Source organism: Leifsonia sp. Y878 (genome assembly GCF_057669685.1).
Genome location: NZ_JBYHFS010000002.1, coordinates 193,750 through 208,221, shown reverse-complemented (window position 1 = coordinate 208,221; position 14,472 = coordinate 193,750). Strand labels below are relative to the sequence as shown.

The window sequence follows — 14,472 nt, the reverse complement described above, 5'->3', positions numbered from 1 at the left end:
GGATTGCCTCTCGTTAAGATTCGGAAAGCTAAATCGGACGTCAGACGTCCTACGTGCTAAATTGAAAGCTATACATACTCGAGTGAAAGGTCAAGCGGGGGTTGCCACTATGAACATCTCGAAAACAGGAGTTTTCACCTCCGAAACATCCCGGAAACGCAGCTCCGTGACCGACCAGATAAAAGACTTCATTCTGACCAAGGGTCTGAAGTCCGGCGACCTGATGCCGACAGAGGCAGAAATCTGCGCTGAACTGGGCGTAAGCCGATCGAGCGTCCGCGAGGCCATCCGGACTCTTGCCGCACTCGACATCGTGGAGGTGAAGCACGGCTACGGTACCTATGTCGGGCAGCTCTCACTCGCTCCCCTCGTCGAAGGACTCGTCTTTCGCGGCGTACTCCGTCCACAGGACGACTTCGCCGCCCTCCGTGAGGTCATCGAGGTGCGAGAGGCTCTCGACCTCGTCATGGCACCCCAGATCATCGCGGCACTGCACGGCAACTCCGACGAGGTCCTGAAGGACCTCGTGTCGACGATGGTGACCAAATCTGAGACTGGCACCAGCTTCGCCGAAGAAGACCTGGCCTTCCACACCCGCCTGCTCGATTACCTCGACAACACCCTGGTCGGACAGCTTGTGACGGCATTCTGGGAGATCAACACCGTGCTCTACCCAAAGCTCGGCATCGCGCCGGCGGCGGACATCGATGACACGGCACGCGCTCATGGCGCCATGCTCGACGCTGCGATTGCCGGCGACCTCGACGCCTACAAAGAGGCTGTCGTCGCTCACTACCAGCCGCTCCGCCGATCCCTGGAAAAAGTGGCGCGGCAAAGCGCCGGCAGCTAGCCCGCTGCGATTTCCCGACGCGCGACGTCGAGCACCAGCTGCAGGTCGTCGACCCCGCCGCCTTCATGGCCGTTGAAGGCCCAGACCGCAATCTCCTTCTGGCCCGCGTAGGCGTTGTAGGCGCCGAACACGGTTGAGGGTGGGCAGATCGGGTCCATCAGCGCCGCCGAGAGCGTCACGGGCGCCGTGGCGCGGGTGATGAAATTGACCCCGTCGAAGTACGACAGGGTGTCAAGCACGGCATCCGTCCTGTCCCTGTACCAGGACAGGTAGTTGGCGATCTCCTTGTACGGGTCCCTGTCGGTGATCATGATCGCGCGCGGGAAGTCGCAGAGAAATGGCACCAGCGCCGCGACCGCGCGGAGGCCTGGCACGAGCCCGCCGACAGCAAGCGCGAGTCCACCGCCCTGGCTGATACCGGTGACCATGGTGCGTGCCGCGTCGGTGAACGCCAGCTCTGCGACGGCGTCGACCAGACGCACTGCATCCACGATCAGGCGCCGGTAATAGTAGGTCTCCCGCGACTCGATTCCGCGGGTGAGGAACCCGGGAACCTGCGGCCCTGAGCCCGCCAGGTCTGGGGTGCTCCCCCGCGATCCGCTCCACGCCTGGCCGCGGGTGTCGAGCTCAACGTGGGCGTATCCAGCGGATGCCCAGAGCAGGTTCTCAATCGCGTCACCTCTGCCGCGGCCGTAGCCGTGGAATTGCACGATGGTGGGGATGGCATCCGTTGTGCCGGCCGGCACCCGCAACCATGCCTTGATCCGCTCACCCTCGTAGCCAGAGAACGTGAGGTCGTAGACGTCGAGTGTCGCAAGGCCTGCGTCAACGCGGGTCAGCTCGATGTCGAGCGGGAAGCGCCTCGACGAGGCAAGAGTCTCCGCCCAGAACGCGTCGAAGTCAGACGGATCAACCTGCGCGCTGCGGTAGTCGCGCAGCTCGGATTCCGGCAGATCTAACAGCATGGCAGTGCCCTTTCGTACGTCGGTGAGTGCGGAGCGAGCGCCTAGCGAACCGTGTTGCGCAACGTGCCGATCTCGGGGATCGTGATGGCGACCGTGTCGCCAGACGTAACGACGGCTGCCGTGTTCGGCGAGCCGGTCATGACAACGTCGCCGGGCTCCAGCGTCATCCAGCGGGTGACGTACACGAGGGTCTCGACGACCCTCGACGGCAGGTTGAAGGTGCCGGAGCTGGCGACGATCTCCCCGTTGACCTCGACGATGATCTCGACGTTCTCAGGGTCGGCGATCTCTGTCTCGATCCAGGAGCCGAGCGGGGTGTAGTTGATGCCCGACTTGCTCTCGAAGTTCTTGTTGTCGATCGCGTTGCGGTCGCCGCTCGTGACGTCGTTCACGATCGTGTAGCCGAGCACGTGCTCCAGCGCGTTGTCGACGGTGAGGCGCGACGCCGTTGTCCCGATGACGACGGCTAGTTCGCCCTCGACCACCACGGTGCCTGCATCGGGCTGCAGCACGATCTCATCACCGTCGGCCCCGACGGTGCGCACCGACTTGAGCCAGGCCTGGATGGGAAGAGTGGCATCCGGGTCAGCGTTGTGGCCGATTCCGACGACGAGGCCAGGGGTGGTGGTGCGTGCGATCTTCACGAGAATGGGCCTTTCGGAACAGGGCGGTGCCCGTCGATGACGAGGTCTAGAGCGAGGTCGACGCGAGGACGTATGACGTCATACTACGGCACGTCTGTGACCCGAGAGACGACGGATGCCTGAGACCTGGTCACCCGCGGCGCCGGCTGCTCGTCATCCAGCAAGGCGTCGCGAATGATGCGCCGCGGGTCGTACTGGGCAGGGTTCAGCTTCTTCCAGTCGACCTCGTCGAACTCAGGGCCCATCTCATCCCGCAGGCGCTCCTTGGCGCCACTGGCCATCTCCTTCGCCTTGCGGACGAAGCGTCCGAGCATGGCCGCGTAGTGCGGGATCCGCTCTGGACCGATCAGGAAGGCCGCGATGATCACGATGAGGATGACCTTCTCGAACGTCAATCCGAACATGGCAGTACCGCACCTTTCTGTGGCAGGCCGGTCTCTGTTGCAGTCACAGGATGCCGGCCAGTTCTGCGTCGATCCGCTCGGAGATCTTCCGCACGCGCCTGTCGTGGATCCATGCAATGAAGGCGGCGACGAAGTACAGGCAGATCATCGGGACAGCGAGCATGAACATCGACATCACGTCAGCGGCGGGAGTGGCGATGGCCGTGAAGATGATCACGACGAGGATCGCGATGCGCCAGGAACTGAGGATCGATTTCGCACTCAGTACCCCGGCGAAGTTCAGCAGCACCAGGAACACCGGCAACACAAAGGCGATACCAATGGCGACCACGAGCTTCAGCACGAAGTCGTAGTACCCCTTCGCGCTGATGATCGCGGCGGAGTCCGACGGTGCGAATGAGGTCAGCAGTGCGACCATATTGGGCAGTACGAACCAGCCGGCGGCACACCCAGCCAGGAACAGCGGTACCGCGGAGGCCACGAAGGCGATCGCGAACTGCTTCTCCCTGCGCTTCAGTCCTGGCACGAAGAATGCCCAGATCTGGTAGAGCCAGATGGGCGACGAGATGACGACGCCGACGGTGATCGCGATCTGCATGCGCAGGTCGAATGCTTCAGAGATCGTGGTGAAGTTCAGCTCAGAGGTGCGGCCCTGGGCCTCAGCGATCCGCCCGATCGGCACGCGGAGCGCCTCAAGCACGAACTCGGAGGCCAGCCACCCCACGACGGCGCCCAGCACTATTCCAATGGCAGCTCGTACGAGCCGCTTCCGAAACTCGATGAGATGGCTTCCGAGCGACATCTTCTTGTCGCGGTCAGCCTTCTCACGCGTCAGGGTGGCCACAGTGGGTTAGGACTGCGTGGTGGTTACGTGTGACGACACGACGGATGCCGGCGCGACGGGTGCCGGCACGACGGGCTCAGCGGCATCCGCTGCGTCGTCGTCCTTCAGCGTCTTCACTTCGCTCTTGAAGATGCGCATCGACTGGCCGACGCTGCGGGCGAGGCCAGGCAGCTTGGGTGCGCCGAACAAAAGCAGGACAATCGCCAGGATGATGACCATGTGCCATCCGGTGAGGTTTCCAAGCATGATGCGCCTCTCGTACATAGTGACTAGGGAATCGCTGTGTTCAGCTTCTGACGTTACGCGGGTGATGGTATAACGTCTGACGTCATACGCTACTCGAAATCGGCACGTATGCAAGAGGCAGGCCGGGAATGCCCTCCCCACTCCCCATTCCGCGCGTCATCTGCAATCCTCGATCAAGCGAGAATGCTGAACGGCGCCGGACGTTGACCGGTCTGGCAAGCGAGGGGACACATACACGTGAGTACGCCGGCTGTGACCGAAGGGCGCCAACCGCCGCGCTTTCCGCGCCTCAGGCGCATCCTTCCGTCGCGCACCGGCATCGCCAACAGCGAGAAGACCGCCGCGGCCCTGCTCCTGCTCTTCACCGTCATCGCCGTCGTGTGGGCGAATTCGGCCTGGGCTGAGACCTACCAGCAGTTCTGGAGCGCGCCGATCGACCTGCGCGTGGGAGACGTCAGCGTCGCACTCACCTTTCGCGGGCTCGTCAATGACGCGTTGATGGCGTTCTTCTTCTTCACCGTCGGGCTCGAGGTGAAGCATGAGTTTGTCGTCGGCGAGCTGACCGACCGGTCGCGCGCGCTTGTCCCCGTGGTTGCAGCCATCGCTGGGCTGCTCGTGCCTGCCGGCATCTTTCTGCTCATCAATCCACAGGGGGCGAATGCTCACGCCTGGGGCGTCGTCATCTCCACCGACACCGCGTTCCTCGTCGGCGCGCTGGCGATTGTCGGCCCGAAATTCCCGGCCCGGCTGCGCGTGTTCCTGCTCACGCTCGCTGTCGTCGACGACATCGGTGCCCTCAGCGCCATCGCGATCTTCTACACGGATGACCTCCGGCTCGTGCCGCTGATCGTGGCGCTCGGCCTGCTGGTGCTCATCGCGCTGGTGCGGTATCTGCCCGCTGGCGGCAGCGGACCGGCGTACACGATCCTCGCTGTCGCGCTGTGGTTCGCCCTCTACGCGGCGCACGTCCATCCAACGCTGGCCGGTGTGGCCGTCGCCCTGCTCATCCCGGTCTTCCCTCCCAGGCGCGGGGCCGTCGAACGTTCGCTGGAGCTTGCGACGGCCTTCCGGCAGTCACCGAACCCGGCTTACGCGCAGGCGGCGACGCGCAGCCTCCGCGATTCGCTTTCGATCAATGACAGGCTGCAGGCGGACTACGCGCCGTACGTCACGTTCCTGGTGCTCCCGATCTTCGCCCTCGCCAACGCCGGGGTGCGGCTCGACGGCCCAACCCTCGCCGCCGCGCTCACCTCACCGCTCTGTTGGGGCATCGTTGCCGGGCTCGTGGTCGGCAAGTTCATCGGCATCGCCGGCGCCACAGCCGGCCTCCGCGCACTCGGGCTCGGGCAGCTGGCGCCCGGCCTGAACCTCGGTCGCATCGCTGGTGGCGCTGCCCTCTCCGGCATCGGATTCACCATCGCCCTCTTCATCGTCGACATTGCGATCGACGATCCGGAGCTGCAGGATGAGGCCCGCGTTGGTGTGCTCGCGGCATCCGTCATCGCGTTCTTCCTCGGGTGGGCGCTGTTTCGCATCGTCGATCATGTCCGCCCGCCCATGGCGATCGGCGGCACCCTGGCTCGCCCCGTCGACCCGGCCAGGGATCACATTCGTGGTCCAGCGGATGCCCCGCTCACCCTCGTGGAATACGGCGACTTCGAGTGCCCGTTCTGCAGCAGGGCAACCGGAACCATCGATGAGGTGCGTGCGCACTTCGGCGCGGAGCTGCGCTACGTGTGGCGCCACCTGCCGCTTGAACGGGTGCACCCGCACGCGACGGAATCGGCCAAGGCCAGCGAGGCTGCGGCCCTGCACGGCAAGTTCTTCGAACTGGCTCCCGTGTTGTTTGCGAACCAGGACGACCTCGAGTTCGACGACCTCGTGCGCTATGCCGCAGACGTCGGACTCGACGTCGACACGTTCATCGATGACATGCGGTCGGCACGGGTGATCAATCGCGTGCAGGACGACGTGCTGGATGCCGAGGTCATGGACCTGCACTCCACCCCGACTTTCTTTATCGGCGAGACGCGTCACCACGGGCCATACGACGCTCCGGCGCTGATCAAGGCGCTCACCGAGTTGCGCGAGAATGACGGCAGCGGCGCTGGCGCCAGCACCGGCACGAGCGTCTAAGCGAACGCATTCACTCCGGTGAGTTGTGCCGCGTACTCCCAGAGCCTGGCCGCGTCATCCGTGTCAATGGCGTGGGCGTTGACGCCGGCGACCCTGGCGTCCGGACTTCCGGTCACCGTCAGCTCTGCAATGTCGCAGTCTTCGCAATAGACGCCGCCCATCCCGGCGAGCATCGGTGCGGTGGCGGCCCAGACAGAGGTCGCCGCTCCCTGCTCCGGTGATTTGAACCGTTCATTCACCGTGCCGTCTTCCGTCATCCAGCCGGCCGCGACCATCTCTTCGCGCGGCAGGTGACGCTGGAGCTCTGTCATGATCCCGCCAGGGTGCACGGCGAAGGCACGCACCCCGAACTCGGCGCCGAGCGCGTCAAGCTGCACGGCGAGCAGGCTGTCTGCGGTCTTCGCCTGGCCATAAGCGAGCCATTTGTCATAGCCCGTGGTGAACTGCGGGTCATCGAAGCGGATGCCGGACAGCTTGTGACCCGTCGACGACAGCGACACCACCCGGGCACCGGTCCCCGCGGCGAGCGCCGGCCACAGCAGGTTCGTGAGCACGTAGTGCCCAAGGAAGTTGATGGCGAACTGCGATTCCCAGCCATCCCCTACCCGCGCCTGGGGAGACGCCATAATCGCTGCATTGTTGATCAGGATGTCGAGGCTTGTGCCAGTGGCGAGGAACCGCTCCGCAAAGGCGCGCACCCCATCAAGGTCAGCGAGGTCGAGCTCATCGACGGCCACCTCGGTCAATCCGCGGGCGTCGAGGGCAGCCCTGGCCACCTCGGGGCGGCGGGCAGGCACGATGACGGTGGCGCGGGCATCCGTCAGCGCAGCGACGGTCTCGAGTCCCAAACCGGAGTAGCCGCCGGTGACGATTGCCACTTTGCCAGCGAGATCGATGCCGTCGAGCACCTCACTCGCCGTACTGTGCGCGTCAAACCCGGACTGGATACGGTGCTGCGGAGTGTTCATTGAGCGAGTGTAATCCCAGGGGATCACACATCGCCCTAATCCGGACAGCACCGTATCCGGACAGCAGTGTGCCCCGTGTGCAATAATCTGCGTATGAATGCAGATACGCAGGCTGCGGATGTTCTCATCGACAATGAATACGTCGATCTGGCCGTCGACGTGTTCGCCATGCTTGCCGATGCCACCCGGGTTCGGCTCATCCTGGCCCTCCGCGACGACGAGATGTCGGTCAACAACCTGGCAGACATCATCGGCAAGTCACCGGCTGCCGTCTCCCAGCACCTGGCGAAGATGCGGCTGGCCCGCATCGTGACCACGCGCCAGGAGGGCACCCGCGTCTTCTACCGGCTGGCCAACGAGCACGTCAGCCAGCTCGTGGCCGATGCCATCTTCCAGGCAGAGCACTCACTGGGCGGCATCCCCCGCCACCATCACCCCGCATAGTCCTCTCAAGAGACGGATGCCGACCATGAGCACTGCACCGCACACGCATGGACACGACGGCGAACACGAGCACTCGACACATCAGCACGAGCACGAGCACGAGCACGAGCACGAGCACGAGCACGAGCACGAGACACACCAGCACACTCACCCCGCCGGCATCCGCGGCTTCTTCCACGGCCTGTTCGTACCGCACAGCCACGACGCGGCAGACTCGATCGACGACGCCATGGAGTCAAGCAGTCGCGGCATCCGCGCCGTCAAGGTCAGCCTGCTCGCGCTTGGCGTCACCGCGATCCTGCAGCTGCTCATCTTCGCGGCCAGTGGCTCCGTCGCCCTCCTGGCCGACACCATCCACAATTTCTCCGACGCCCTCACCGCTATCCCCCTGTGGATCGCCTTTGTGCTCGGCAGGCGCGCGGCCTCGCGCCGCTACACCTACGGCTTCGGCCGCGCAGAAGATCTCGCCGGCCTGTTCATCGTGGCGATGATCGCCTTCTCCGCCGTGCTGGCCGGCTACGAATCCATCGTGCGCCTGTTCAACCCGCAGCCGCTCACGAATCTCGGCTGGGTGCTGGCCGCCGGAGTGATCGGGTTCGCAGGCAACGAGCTCGTCGCGATCTACCGCATCCGGGTTGGCCGCCAGATCAAGTCGGCGGCGCTGGTCGCCGATGGCATGCACGCCAGAGCGGATGGCTTCACCTCGCTGGCCGTCGTCATCGGCGTCATCGGCGTGTGGCTCGGTTTCCCGCTCGCAGACCCGATCATCGGCCTGGTGATCACCGCGGCGATCGTCGTCCTGCTGTGGGGCACAGCCCGTGACATCGGGCGACGCCTGCTCGATGGCGTCGATCCAGCCCTCGTGGATCGCGCAGAGGCGACCCTGCTCACGGTGCCGGGTGTCGCGGGAGTCAACGCTGTTCGCCTGCGCTGGAGCGGCCATCGCCTCCATCTCGCTGCCACCGTCACGACCGATAGCGCTCTCTCCGTCACCGATTTCCACGCCATCGAACATGCAGCGGCCGACGCGCTGCGTCCGACCCTGTCTGGCCTCGACTCTGTCGTGCTGAACCCCGTGCCTGTCGGGCATCCGGCCAGCGCGACGAGTTAGCAGGCCGAACTAGCCCTGCAGCCCGAGCCGAATACTCCGCGGCAGGGCGGCAACGATGATGGCGTGCGACTCTGCGATCAGCTCACGCACGTGATCGTCTGGCACAGAGCCGTCGAGCCGCACGGTCACCCAGTGCTTCTTGTTCATGTGGTAGCCAGGTTCGATCCCCTCGACGCTCAGGATGAGCCGCGGCACGTTCTCCGGCAGCGCCTTGAGGGTGATGGTGCGGCGCTCTGACCCTGGGCTGTCGATCGAGAAGACCTTGCCGGCCACTTTGAACACGCGCGCGTCTGGGCCGAACGGATACGTCTCTTCTGCACCGTTGAGGTCGAGCAGGAAGGCGGTGAGCTGGTCGGCCGTCAACATGGCGCTCCTTTCACTCCGCTCGTCGCTCCACTCAGTGGGGAGCCAGTACCCGTACCACTCATGCTATTCCGAGGCGCCGACACCGCTGCACGGCTGGTCGCGCGCGAGCCGTGGCCTGTTCGGGATAGGGTGCTTGAGGCCACCCGTGCAGCATCCGCTCTGCCGTTTGCCTGGCCGCGATCAACGGAAGCGAGTTTCATGTCGGGCATCCCCACCACCCGCGAAGCCGTTCGCGCTGTCTGGGACAACGACCGCCTCCGCTTTGACGGCGTCACCGAGAGCGCAACCGCCGGTATCGTGCTCACCCGCCTCACCCTCGCGGCTCTCAATGTGCTCAACTATCGCAAGCTCGCCTGGCGAGCGGATGCCATCCATCTCGTCTCCAACGACCACGCCGATTTCCTGCGTTACCAGACCTCAAACGACCACGCCGCCGACGTCGCGCTGCTGCTCTCCCAGACGCTGTCCGCCCATGCGGTGAACGGAATCGAACTCGAGTCGATCACGGGCGACTGCCCGCCGTGGAATTCGCTGCGCATCCTGATTCTCGCCACCGACGTCGATGCCACCATCAATCGCCTCGACCTCGACCCGGAGGGCGAGTGCAAGGTGTCGTGGCATGGCCCGTTCGACAGTGCCAGATTCAGTGAGATCGCGACAGGGTTCGCCGTACTCGTCACCCATCTCGTCGCGAACGTCTTCGACGACGATGATGGCAAGGAGACGTTCGAGGAGTCGTTCGACTGGGTCGTTTAGACACTGGGCCGTCTAGACCTCGGCCCCTACGGCGCGGTGTGGTCGATGTCGTACTGGTTGATGAGGCCTCGCACGATGGCATCCCAACTGGAGCCGAAGAGCAGCGGGTCGTCATCGTCTGGGGTATGACCGTTGTACACCGGAAGGTGGCTTTCGCCCATCGCGCTCTCCAGCCTGACGGTGCCATAGATGAGCCCGGATTCGTCGGTAATCTGCCACTCACCTCTGGCACTCTGCTCTACCGTGAACACGCGCCCTTTGTGTTCGATTCGTGTGCGATCCGGTAACCGCATTTCAGGGATGTCCGCGGTGTCATGGCGCTCCGTTGCTCCGTCATCCATCGCCATTACATTCGTCCCGTCGGACAGCACAGACGAGATGATCCCAAAAATGTTCCCGTCAGGGTCGAGCAGGTAGCCGACGCGGCCGACTCCCTGCATGTCTTCCGGCGGGAGCGCTTCACGCGCGCCGAGGCTGAGTCCGCGCGCGAACGTCGCGTCAACGTCGTCGACTCCCACGACGACGTTGCAGCCATTCACCGGAGCACCGATCTCTGGCCTTGGGCCGCTGCGCTGCGTGAGGCCGCCGTTGATGCCGGTGCCTGGCGCGTTCATTGCGATTGAGCCTTCACCGGTGTCGATCGACCAGTACGACATATCGCCGAACTGGCTGAACGTCCACGCCAGGAGTTCCGAATAGAAGTCAATGAGCACAGTCGGCTCAGATGCATGAATCTCAAAATGCACGACGAGGTTCGACATGATTCCTCCTTGCAGACGATGCGCTCAGGGTACGCCTCGACCCTTCGCTCGACCACCCGTTCCCCGCCCGCGACCACATCGGCGCGCAGTTACCTCGCGTCGACATCAATTTTACAATCGTCAAACAAGGTCGTATTGTTGACGTTTGCAAACTAAACCCATCGTGGAAGGCATCCGTGTCACGACTCACCGACCCGCGGTCACTGAGGTCGCGCGCTGCGCTCCTGGCCGTTGGCGCGCTGCTGCTCGACGAACCGCAGGCCGACCAATTGTCCGTGACTGAGGTGGCATCGCGAGCAGGGGTGAGTCGCCCGACGTTCTACCAGCATTTCAGCGACGTCCCCGCGCTCATTGCCGCGGCCGTGGTCGCCGAACTCGAATCATTCTTTGCTCGCAGCGACATCGAATTGCACGACCTGAACGGCATCGATTTCCTGGCCGGCACGAATCAGATGCTGCTCGAACGGCTGTACATACGGCGCGACGTGATCAAGCGTGCCATCCAAGGCTCTGGTAGCTATGCCGTCATCTCCGCCGCTGTGGGCTACATCTCGACGCGCATGAGAGACCACATTCTCGGCTCGCATGTTTCTGCCACGACGGATGGCAACCCAGACGATCGGATCACGGCGATCGCCGCAGGAGCGACCTGGCTCGTACTGCAATGGCTTGAATCCGACTTCACAGCCCAGAACTCCCCAGACGCATTCGCGAAGCGGTTGACCACGCTCACGCTCGCCCTGTCCGGCACTCCGCCGGCACCGGCGCCCCGCTCATCGCGCAACTGACACGGCGGCCGACGGCCGCCTCACATACTCATTCGAAAGTGACACCATGACCACATCTCGTCCGGCTGCCAGAGCGCGCCGCAGACTGCCGCTGCCGAAACCGTTCGCGGTCGTCGTCGTGATCGCGCTCTGCATCATCCCGCTGATTTACGCCGCCATCCTCATCTGGTCGAACGACGACCCCGTCGGCAACATCGACAACATCCCTGCGGCAATCGTGAACGTCGACACCGGCGCCACCGTCGAAGACAGCGCCGGCGTATCCAGCGAGATCCGCCTCGGCGACGACGTCGTCTCAGCCCTCGTCGATGAGAACGGCGAGAGCAAGAAGGGCTTCGACTGGACCGGCACAGATGCCGAAGACGCCAGCGCAGGCCTGGCGGATGGAACGTACCTGGCCGTCCTCACCATCCCCGCAGATTTCTCCGCGAATGCGACCTCGTCCGCGACCCTCGAGCCGGCAGAGGCCGATGCGGCCGCACAGGGGATGCTCTCCATCGCCACCAACGATGCGACGAACTTCATCACCGGCAACCTCGCCCAGTCCCTGGGCACAACGCTTGCCGAGACCCTCAGGGACTCGGTCGCCTCGACCTATCTCGAAAACGTCTACCTCGGCTTCACGACAGTGCACGACAGCATCGCCGACGCCGCAGACGGCGCAGCCACCCTCGCCGATGGCACGAGTGAGCTGTCATCGGGCACAGCGGACCTCGCTGATGGAGCAGGCACCCTTGCAGCGGGCGCGGGAGAGCTCAGCGCAGGTTTGGGCCAGATCGCCACAGCGACAACCGCGCTCCCCGCCGGTTTGTCGCAGCTCGGCAACGGCCTCGGCCAGGCGCGGGCAGGGGCGAACGACCTGAGCGCAGGGCTGCAGACGTTGCAGAGCGGAAGCTCAGCGCTCAGCGACGGTGCCGACAGCGCCCTGAGCGGCGCAACACAGCTCTCCAGCGGACTCGACTCCCTGGCGGCGCAGACTCCAGCGCTCGCCTCTGGAAGCACCACGGTCGCCAGCTCACTCGACCAGCTCGTAGCCGGGTATGGCGCCATGACCGACGCACAGCGTCGTGCCGCGCTTCAGCAGCTCGCAACCGCGGCCCACCAGGTTTCGGCCGGGTCCGTCGCACTCGACAGCGGCGCATCCGCTCTGGCAGACGGCGCACAGTCACTCGTCGGATCTGCGGATGCCGGAACCGGACTGGCTGCACTCGCGGCCGGAGCCGAGAGCCTGAGCGACGGAACCGCCTCGGCGAGCGCTGGGGCGACATCCCTCGCGTCCGGTCTTGGCACCCTCAACAGTGGGTTCAGCGACCTGACGGTGAAGCTGACCACCCTGATCGACTCCCTCGACACCGCCGCGACGGGCAGCGCCACCCTCGCCGACGGAGCCGACACCCTCGAGGCCGGGACTCTCTCAGCCGCGGACGGTGCCCGCCAGCTCGACGACGGCGCCCACACCCTCTCAGACGGTCTCGCCGACGGGGTGGAGAAGATCCCGACCTACACCGACACTCAGGCCGCACAGCTCGGCAGCGCTGCTTCCGCACCCGTCGCGATTGATGACGTGCGGGAGAATGCCGTGCAGAATTACGGTGCAGGGCTCACTCCGTACTTCCTCTCCCTCGGACTCTGGATCGGCAGCCTCGCGGTGTTCTTCATGCGCGCTCCGCTCAACCTGCGCCTGGTCGGCTCGCGGATGCCGATCTGGCTGGTCGCACTGCGGTCCTACCTGCCCAACGCGATCATCGCCGTCGTCCAGGCGACGCTTGCCGTGCTCGCCGTGCACGTCGCTGTGGGTATCGACATGGCGAACCTCGGCGGCGTCTTCGGGCTGGCCATCCTGGCATCCGTCACGTTCATGGCCATCAACCAGGCGCTCATCGCCCTTCTCGGCCCTCCTGGGCGATTCGTCGGCCTGCTGTTCATCGTGCTCCAGCTCAGCGCAGCGGGTGGTACCTATCCCATCGAAACGTCGGCGCCGTTCTTCCAGGCGCTCCACAGTCTCCTGCCTCTCACGGATGCCGTCCAGTCGTTCCGCACGCTGATTGCCGGCGGCGACCTCGGCGTCGGACCCTGGGCGTGGAGCCTTGTGATCTGGGCTGCCGGCGCGCTCGTCACAATCGGCATTGCCGCGTTCGTGACGCGACGGCGCACTGCTCGGAATGAGCTCGCTGCGGATGCCGCCGACGGGCTGATGCAGACTACCTAGAGGTCGCGCGCCGCTGCCGCTGCGCGGCGGCCGCGGATGACAGGGCCTCGGATGACACAACCGCAGACGCAAGCATCGCCAGCTTGTCCGCGTCGCTGGATCCAGCGTCCGGGTGGAACACGACGAGCATTAGTCCGTTGGCGCCGGCGATGCTCATCCGCTCTCTGTTGAGGGTCAGTTCTCCGACCTGCGGGTGATCGAAGTGCATGGTGCCTCCGGTCTGTCCTCGCACTTCGTGCCGGGCCCAGAGCTGACGGAATCGGGGGCTGGCCAGCGTGAGTTCTCCCGTGAGTTCGATGAAACGAGGGTCGTCGACGTCGTTGCCGACGGCCTGCCGGAGGTTGGCGATGAGGCATTCCGTGACGTTTGCCCAGTCTGGGTAGAGTGCCTGTTCGGCCGGGTCGAGGAACAGGTCCCGTAGCTGGTTGCTCCCGACAGTGAGGCGTGGGTCGATCGCTTGGGCCAGGGTATTGGAGGCTACGACATCGAAGTATTGGTTCTCGATGAACGCAGGCTGCGCAAGGGAGTCGAGCAACTTGAGCGCACCTGTCGGAGGCGTCTGTTTGCGCGGGCGACGTCTGCGCTGCCGGGGAACATCCGCGACCAGGGTGAGCAAGTGGGCAAGGTGATCGTCATCGAGGTTAAGGACGCGGGCGATTGATTGAAGTACCTGCGGGGACGGATTGCGGTCGCGGCCGCGTTCCAGCCGCAGGTAGTAGTCCGCGCTGATGCCGGCGAGCATTGCAACTTCCTCTCGGCGGAGCCCCGGCACACGCCGCGCCCCGCCGCCCGGGATGCCGGCCTGCTCCGGTGTCACCAGATCGCGCCTGGCTCGCAAGAAGGCCGCAAGAGCGTTGGTCGATTCGTCCATGCAGTAACTCTAAGCCGGGCACGTGATATCAACGGGGGCCCTGTCAGACCCCGGTCTCACGGGGGCTCTGGGCGAGAGAAACGGATGTTCGTAGAGTCTCAAACGGCCA

General features: G+C 64.7%; 16 protein-coding genes. 7 read left to right on the top strand and 9 right to left on the bottom strand.

Annotated elements, in window-relative coordinates; all coding sequences use genetic code 11:
- Window positions 1–166 precede the first annotated feature (166 nt).
- A complete protein-coding gene (locus AC25Y4_RS07300) occupies window positions 167–850 on the top strand; it encodes a FadR/GntR family transcriptional regulator (protein ID WP_488119733.1) in 684 nt (227 codons plus the stop codon).
- On the opposite strand, the gene AC25Y4_RS07295 is transcribed toward AC25Y4_RS07300, so the two are convergent.
- The 5 genes from AC25Y4_RS07295 to tatA all read right to left on the bottom strand — a co-directional run bounded on the left by AC25Y4_RS07295 (window position 847) and on the right by tatA (window position 3,953).
- Entirely contained in the window at window positions 847–1,815 is a 969-nt protein-coding gene (locus tag AC25Y4_RS07295; protein WP_488119732.1) for an acetylxylan esterase, read from the bottom strand. The two genes, AC25Y4_RS07300 and AC25Y4_RS07295, sit on opposite strands and share 4 nt — an antisense overlap.
- Window positions 1,816–1,856: 41 nt before the next feature.
- Window positions 1,857–2,459 carry a fumarylacetoacetate hydrolase family protein gene (locus AC25Y4_RS07290; RefSeq protein WP_488119731.1) on the bottom strand — a complete coding sequence of 201 codons (603 nt, stop codon included), beginning with the start codon at window positions 2,457–2,459 and terminating at the stop codon, window positions 1,857–1,859.
- Between the two features lie 83 nt (window positions 2,460–2,542).
- On the bottom strand, window positions 2,543–2,863 hold the full coding sequence (locus AC25Y4_RS07285) for a twin-arginine translocase TatA/TatE family subunit (RefSeq protein ID WP_488119730.1): 321 nt from the start codon (window positions 2,861–2,863) through the stop codon (window positions 2,543–2,545).
- 43 nt (window positions 2,864–2,906) lie between these two features.
- A complete protein-coding gene (gene tatC / locus AC25Y4_RS07280) occupies window positions 2,907–3,665 on the bottom strand; it encodes a twin-arginine translocase subunit TatC (RefSeq protein WP_488120443.1) in 759 nt (252 codons plus the stop codon).
- Between the two features lie 48 nt (window positions 3,666–3,713).
- Window positions 3,714–3,953 carry a Sec-independent protein translocase subunit TatA gene (tatA, locus tag AC25Y4_RS07275; RefSeq protein WP_488119729.1) on the bottom strand — a complete coding sequence of 80 codons (240 nt, stop codon included), beginning with the start codon at window positions 3,951–3,953 and terminating at the stop codon, window positions 3,714–3,716.
- Between the two features lie 237 nt (window positions 3,954–4,190).
- Between tatA and nhaA the strand changes: the two genes are divergently transcribed.
- Window positions 4,191–6,089: a Na+/H+ antiporter NhaA gene (gene nhaA, locus AC25Y4_RS07270; protein WP_488119728.1), complete on the top strand. Its 1,899-nt coding sequence runs from the start codon at window positions 4,191–4,193 to the stop codon at window positions 6,087–6,089.
- On the opposite strand, the gene AC25Y4_RS07265 is transcribed toward nhaA, so the two are convergent.
- Entirely contained in the window at window positions 6,086–7,057 is a 972-nt protein-coding gene (locus tag AC25Y4_RS07265; protein ID WP_488119727.1) for an SDR family NAD(P)-dependent oxidoreductase, read from the bottom strand. The two genes, nhaA and AC25Y4_RS07265, sit on opposite strands and share 4 nt — an antisense overlap.
- A gap of 93 nt (window positions 7,058–7,150) precedes the next feature.
- Here AC25Y4_RS07265 and AC25Y4_RS07260 point away from each other — a divergent pair, with 93 nt between their 5' ends.
- Together AC25Y4_RS07260 and AC25Y4_RS07255 are read left to right on the top strand one after the other, a co-directional pair.
- Window positions 7,151–7,501: an ArsR/SmtB family transcription factor gene (locus AC25Y4_RS07260; RefSeq protein ID WP_488119726.1), complete on the top strand. Its 351-nt coding sequence runs from the start codon at window positions 7,151–7,153 to the stop codon at window positions 7,499–7,501.
- A 25-nt stretch (window positions 7,502–7,526) separates the two neighbouring features.
- Window positions 7,527–8,612, top strand: a complete 1,086-nt coding sequence (locus AC25Y4_RS07255; RefSeq protein ID WP_488119725.1) for a cation diffusion facilitator family transporter — start codon at window positions 7,527–7,529, stop codon at window positions 8,610–8,612.
- Window positions 8,613–8,621: 9 nt separating this feature from the next.
- On the opposite strand, the gene AC25Y4_RS07250 is transcribed toward AC25Y4_RS07255, so the two are convergent.
- A complete protein-coding gene (locus tag AC25Y4_RS07250; RefSeq protein ID WP_488119724.1) occupies window positions 8,622–8,978 on the bottom strand; it encodes an MmcQ/YjbR family DNA-binding protein in 357 nt (118 codons plus the stop codon).
- Between the two features lie 60 nt (window positions 8,979–9,038).
- Here AC25Y4_RS07250 and AC25Y4_RS07245 point away from each other — a divergent pair, with 60 nt between their 5' ends.
- Window positions 9,039–9,734, top strand: coding sequence for a hypothetical protein (locus AC25Y4_RS07245; protein WP_488119723.1), 696 nt, complete (start codon window positions 9,039–9,041; stop codon window positions 9,732–9,734).
- A 26-nt stretch (window positions 9,735–9,760) separates the two neighbouring features.
- Here the strand turns inward: AC25Y4_RS07245 and AC25Y4_RS07240 are convergent, their stop codons facing one another.
- Window positions 9,761–10,495: a VOC family protein gene (locus AC25Y4_RS07240; RefSeq protein ID WP_488119722.1), complete on the bottom strand. Its 735-nt coding sequence runs from the start codon at window positions 10,493–10,495 to the stop codon at window positions 9,761–9,763.
- A 176-nt stretch (window positions 10,496–10,671) separates the two neighbouring features.
- Between AC25Y4_RS07240 and AC25Y4_RS07235 the strand changes: the two genes are divergently transcribed.
- Both AC25Y4_RS07235 and AC25Y4_RS07230 read left to right on the top strand, forming a co-directional pair.
- The gene (locus AC25Y4_RS07235) at window positions 10,672–11,283 is read left to right on the top strand and encodes a TetR/AcrR family transcriptional regulator (RefSeq protein ID WP_488119721.1); all 612 of its coding nucleotides are present in this window, start codon (window positions 10,672–10,674) and stop codon (window positions 11,281–11,283) included.
- A 46-nt stretch (window positions 11,284–11,329) separates the two neighbouring features.
- Window positions 11,330–13,492 carry a YhgE/Pip domain-containing protein gene (locus AC25Y4_RS07230; protein WP_488119720.1) on the top strand — a complete coding sequence of 721 codons (2,163 nt, stop codon included), beginning with the start codon at window positions 11,330–11,332 and terminating at the stop codon, window positions 13,490–13,492.
- Here the strand turns inward: AC25Y4_RS07230 and AC25Y4_RS07225 are convergent.
- Window positions 13,485–14,363, bottom strand: coding sequence for a helix-turn-helix domain-containing protein (locus tag AC25Y4_RS07225; RefSeq protein ID WP_488119719.1), 879 nt, complete (start codon window positions 14,361–14,363; stop codon window positions 13,485–13,487). The genes AC25Y4_RS07230 and AC25Y4_RS07225 overlap by 8 nt on opposite strands.
- Window positions 14,364–14,472: the final 109 nt, after the last annotated feature.

Excerpts from the sequence above, each read along its gene's own strand:
- AC25Y4_RS07295 (WP_488119732.1), bottom strand. The coding sequence starts at position 1,815 with ATGCTGTTAGATCTGCCGGAATCCGAGCTGCGCGACTACCGCAGCGCG.
- AC25Y4_RS07285 (WP_488119730.1), bottom strand. The coding sequence starts at position 2,863 with ATGTTCGGATTGACGTTCGAGAAGGTCATCCTCATCGTGATCATCGCG.
- tatC (WP_488120443.1), bottom strand. The coding sequence starts at position 3,665 with ATGTCGCTCGGAAGCCATCTCATCGAGTTTCGGAAGCGGCTCGTACGA.
- tatA (WP_488119729.1), bottom strand. The coding sequence starts at position 3,953 with ATGCTTGGAAACCTCACCGGATGGCACATGGTCATCATCCTGGCGATT.
- AC25Y4_RS07265 (WP_488119727.1), bottom strand. The coding sequence starts at position 7,057 with ATGAACACTCCGCAGCACCGTATCCAGTCCGGGTTTGACGCGCACAGT.
- AC25Y4_RS07260 (WP_488119726.1), top strand. The coding sequence starts at position 7,151 with ATGAATGCAGATACGCAGGCTGCGGATGTTCTCATCGACAATGAATAC.
- AC25Y4_RS07255 (WP_488119725.1), top strand. The coding sequence starts at position 7,527 with ATGAGCACTGCACCGCACACGCATGGACACGACGGCGAACACGAGCAC.
- AC25Y4_RS07250 (WP_488119724.1), bottom strand. The coding sequence starts at position 8,978 with ATGTTGACGGCCGACCAGCTCACCGCCTTCCTGCTCGACCTCAACGGT.
- AC25Y4_RS07245 (WP_488119723.1), top strand. The coding sequence starts at position 9,039 with ATGCTATTCCGAGGCGCCGACACCGCTGCACGGCTGGTCGCGCGCGAG.
- AC25Y4_RS07240 (WP_488119722.1), bottom strand. The coding sequence starts at position 10,495 with ATGTCGAACCTCGTCGTGCATTTTGAGATTCATGCATCTGAGCCGACT.
- AC25Y4_RS07230 (WP_488119720.1), top strand. The coding sequence starts at position 11,330 with ATGACCACATCTCGTCCGGCTGCCAGAGCGCGCCGCAGACTGCCGCTG.
- AC25Y4_RS07225 (WP_488119719.1), bottom strand. The coding sequence starts at position 14,363 with ATGGACGAATCGACCAACGCTCTTGCGGCCTTCTTGCGAGCCAGGCGC.